The 4,308-nt window shown below is 69.7% G+C and carries 3 protein-coding genes and 1 pseudogene; 2 read left to right on the top strand and 2 right to left on the bottom strand.

All coding sequences use genetic code 11. From position 1 onward, the window contains the following. Positions 1-489 (top strand): annotated as a pseudogene (locus AB0D04_RS42255) (acetoacetate--CoA ligase); the annotation flags it as partial. A gap of 118 nt (positions 490-607) precedes the next feature. Further along, the gene (locus AB0D04_RS42250) at positions 608-1,543 is read left to right on the top strand and encodes a hypothetical protein (protein WP_362712764.1); all 936 of its coding nucleotides are present in this window, start codon (positions 608-610) and stop codon (positions 1,541-1,543) included. An 89-nt stretch (positions 1,544-1,632) separates the two neighbouring features. On the opposite strand, the gene ptsP is transcribed toward AB0D04_RS42250, so the two are convergent. Beyond that, a complete protein-coding gene (ptsP, locus tag AB0D04_RS42245; protein WP_362712763.1) occupies positions 1,633-3,303 on the bottom strand; it encodes a phosphoenolpyruvate--protein phosphotransferase in 1,671 nt (556 codons plus the stop codon). 79 nt (positions 3,304-3,382) lie between these two features. Beyond that, on the bottom strand, positions 3,383-3,832 hold the full coding sequence (locus AB0D04_RS42240) for a PTS glucose transporter subunit IIA (protein ID WP_362712762.1): 450 nt from the start codon (positions 3,830-3,832) through the stop codon (positions 3,383-3,385). Positions 3,833-4,308: the final 476 nt, after the last annotated feature.

Genomic DNA, 4,308 nt, shown 5'->3' with positions numbered 1-4,308 from the left:
GACATGTACCCCGGCGTCTGGCGGCACGGCGACTGGATCACCCTCACCTCCCGCGGCAGCGTCATCATCCACGGCCGCTCCGACTCCACCCTCAACCGCCAGGGCGTCCGGATGGGCTCCGCCGACATCTACGAGGCCGTCGAACGCCTCCCCGAGATCCGCGAATCCCTCGTCATCGGCCTCGAACTCCCCGACGGCGGCTACTGGATGCCCCTTTTCGTCCACCTCGCGCCCGGCGCCACCCTCGACGACGCCCTCCGCGACCGCATCAAGCGCACCATCCGCGAACAGCTCTCCCCCCGCCACGTCCCCGACGACATCATCGAGGCCCCCGGCGTCCCGCACACCCTCACCGGCAAGCGCATCGAGGTCCCCGTCAAACGCCTCCTCCAGGGCACCCCGCTCGACAAGGCCGTCAACCCCGGCTCCGTCGACAACCTCGAACTCCTCCGCTTCTACGAGCGGGTGGCCCGCGACCGCACCAAGTAGCCGGCGCTCAGGCCCTGATCAGCGCCGGTCCGCCGGTGTCGACCGGCCATTGTCAGACCCCCCGATTACTCTCAGTGACAAGTGACGTTCGACCAACGCACCTCACTGAGGGGGAGCCATGACATCCACCACCCGGCACACCGACCAGGCCGCCGCCCGCCGCAAGCTGCGCCGCGAAGTCCCCAGCACCGCCGCCGTCCTCGCCGACGAACGGGACTTCGCGGCCATGCGCCGCTACCGCACCTTTCCGTTCGACGACCACCGCAGCTACCTCCGGCAGATGGAAACCCTGCTGCGCACCCTCGCCGCCCAAGGCGTGCTCACCACCCTGAGCCTCTTCGACCCGGTCGCCTACGAGGACTACTGCGCCCGCCTCGCCCTGGACCCCGACTGCCCCGACAGCCGTACGCGCTACACCGCCGAACTCGCCTGCACGGGACCGACGTTGCCCTACGCGGGCGAGCCACTGACCCAACTCCTCCCCCTCCTTATCAAGGAGGCCGACCACCAGGCGACCTGGGACCAGGCGTCCGCCCTCCTGGCCCGCGCGGGCAGCTGCCAGGACTGCGGCGCCGACCTCGGCCACGCCGCCTTCGCCCGCGCCACCGACGCCGTCCAGCAACTCCTCGCAGCGCTGGGCGACGGCACCCACCACCTCGTCTGCAGCATCCCCGCCGGGGACCCACCGCTGCTCGCCGTCCTGCACACCACCGCCGCAGAGACCGGCCGCCCCCAGCTCTCCGAATCCGAAACCCTCATCTTCTGTACGGTCCTCGCCGCCGGCCTCGCCCTCCGCACCCCGGGAGGCATCGTCGCCCGAACGATGACGCCCACAGCCGACGATGCCGACGACACCACCGCCACCGGCGTCCGGTCCACCGTCCGCGGCTGGTCGCTGCGCGACGCCTGGCCCTGCCCGCTCACCGAGGCCGAGGTCTTCAGCGCCTACTGCACCGACGCCGACACCGGCGAGCCCATCGCCCCCGAGCACGGCGTCGCCTACGCCCCCGGCCTCACCCTCACACCCCCACCCGACAAACACCGCCACCACTGACGGCCCGGCCCCGCCCAGCCCTACGACAGACGGCCGCCCCGCCACGGGGGCGGGACGGCTGTCTGTCACTCCTGGGGGACACTCCCGGGCTACTCCCCGGACAGCACCGCCTGCGCCGCGGCCCGCGCATCATCCGCGGTGTCCGCGGCCCGCGCCGCGGCCGCCGCACGCTCACACTGCGCCAACGTGTGCTTCGACAGCGTCGCGCGCACATACGGAATCGACGCCGCACCCATCGAAAGGCTGGTGACACCAAGCCCCGTCAGCACACACGCCAACAGCGGATCGGAGGCCGCCTCACCACAGACACCACAGCTCTTGCCCTCGGCCTTCGCAGCCTCGGTCGAAGCCGCCACCAGATCCAGCAGCGCCGGCTGCCACGGATCCTGCAGTCGCGACACCGCACCCACCTGCCGGTCGGCGGCAAAGGTGTACTGCGCCAGGTCATTGGTCCCCAGCGAAAGGAACTCCACCTCTTGCAGAATCGACCGTGCCCGAAGAGCCGCCGACGGAATCTCCACCATCGCGCCGAACTTCGCCTGCAGCCCGGCCTCCCGGCACGCGTCCGCGAACGCCCTGGCATCGATCCGGTCCGCCACCATCGGGGCCATGACCTCGAGATAGACCGGCAGCCCCTCGGCCGCCCTGGCCAGCGCGGTCAGCTGCGTCCGCAGCACATCCGGGTGGTCCAGCAGCGTCCGCAGACCCCGCACACCCAGCGCCGGATTCGGCTCATCGGCCGGCGTCAGGAAATCCAGCGGCTTGTCCGCACCGGCATCCAGCACCCGCACGACCACCCGGCCCTCGGGAAAGGCCTCCAGCACCTTGCGGTACGCCTCGACCTGCTTGTCCTCCGCCGGCGCCTTCTTGCTGTCGTCCAGGAACAGGAACTCCGTACGGAAGAGACCGACCCCCTCCGCCCCGGCCTCGACCGCAGCCGCCACATCACCGGGCCCACCGACATTCGCCAGCAACGGCACCTTGTGACCATCGGACGTCGCCCCGGGCCCCGAAGACGCCGCGAGCGCCGCCTTCCGCTCCGCCGCGGCCTGCTCCAGCGCCGCCCGCTTGGCGGCATCCGGCTCGACGAACACCTCACCGGTGCTGCCGTCCACCGCGATCACGGTGCCCTCGACGATCTCACCGGCACCCGGCAGCGCCACCACGGCCGGTACCCCCAGCGCCCGCGCGAGAATCGCACTGTGGCTGGTCGGCCCGCCCTCCTCGGTCACAAACCCCAGCACCAGCGCCGGGTCCAGCAGCGCGGTGTCGGCCGGCGCCAGATCCCGGGCAATCAGCACGTACGGCTCATCGCTGTCCGGCACACCCGGCATCGGCACACCCAGCAGCCGCGCGACGATACGGTTCCGCACGTCATCAAGATCGGCGACCCGCCCGGCGAGGTACTCACCGGCTCCCGCCAGCAACGCCCGATACGCGGCAAAGGCGTCGTACACCCCCCGCTCGGCGGTGCTGCCCACGGCGATCCGCCGCTCCACATCCGCCATCAGCTCCGGGTCCTGCGCCATCATCGCCTGCGCCTCGAGCACATGCTGCGCCTCGCCGCCCGCCAGGTTCCCCCGCGCGATCAGGTCGGCGGCAACAGCCTCCACGGCCTGGCGGGCACGCCCCTGTTCGCGCTCCGCCTCCTCCGCCGGAATCTGCTTGGCCGGCGGCTCGAGCACCGCCGTGCCCATGTGCCGCACCTCGCCTATGGCCACGCCGTGGCTCACCCCGACGCCCCGCAGCGTTGTCTCCATGTCACCCGTCTCCCTTGATGCGGCGATCCCTGCCGCCGCGATGGATGTCGTACCCGCCGTCCCGGACGGCGTCCAGCTGTTACTGCCAGGAGAAGAGCGTGTCGCCCGCTTTGACGTCGCCGTCCTCGCGCACATCACCGAGCGAGTCGGCGGCCGCCTCCAGCGCGACAACCGGGCACACCGCCGACTTGCCGGCCTCCTCGACCGCAGCCGGGTTCCAGCGCACGACCGCCTGGCCGCGGGAAACGGTGTCGCCCTTGTTGACGAGCAGCTCAAAGCCCTCGCCATTGAGCTGAACGGTGTCGATACCAAGGTGCGTCAGCACCCCGTGCCCATCGGCGTCGACAACGACGAACGCATGCGGGTGCAGCGAAACAACAACGCCGTCCACGGGCGACACGGCCTCGGACGGCTCACGAACGGGGTCGATGGCGGTACCCGGACCCACCATCGCTCCGGAAAACACCGGATCCGGCACTGCCGCGAGTCCGATGGCGCGTCCTGCAAGAGGGGACGTCACGGTGGTCATGGGAAACCTCCCAGGGGTGAAGATTCATCAGGCCGCCGTCACTACCTGTCCTGGACGGCGCACCGTTCAGAAGCGTAAGTCATAAGAACGGACGATTCCGCATGAGCGACACCGGTCGTACGGACGCCGAGCCCCGCTGAATCGATTTGCCTCGCCCACAGCAGGCCTGTACTGTCTGAGACCTGCCCCAGACAGCCAGGCCGCAATCAACTGCGGCCCGGACGGCCGTGGGCGGCACTCCCTCAGAGTCTTGATCGAGATTCTCGAATTGCGTGATTCTGCATGTCTGCAGAAAAACGGTGGTTCGAAAGCCCCGAAAATGCCTGATAGAGTGTGAAACACCGAAGGGAAGCGCCCGGCGGAAACCCGAGAGGGAATCCCAAGGAAGCGTCCGTTCCTTGAGAACTCAACAGCGTGCCAAAAGTCAACGCCAGATATGTTGATACCCCGTCGACCGGAAATATCCGGGAGATGAG

It is taken from the genome of Streptomyces sp. NPDC048483 (assembly GCF_040651455.1).
Lineage (GTDB): Bacteria > Actinomycetota > Actinomycetes > Streptomycetales > Streptomycetaceae > Streptomyces.
This window is presented reverse-complemented; position numbering and strand designations above follow the sequence as displayed.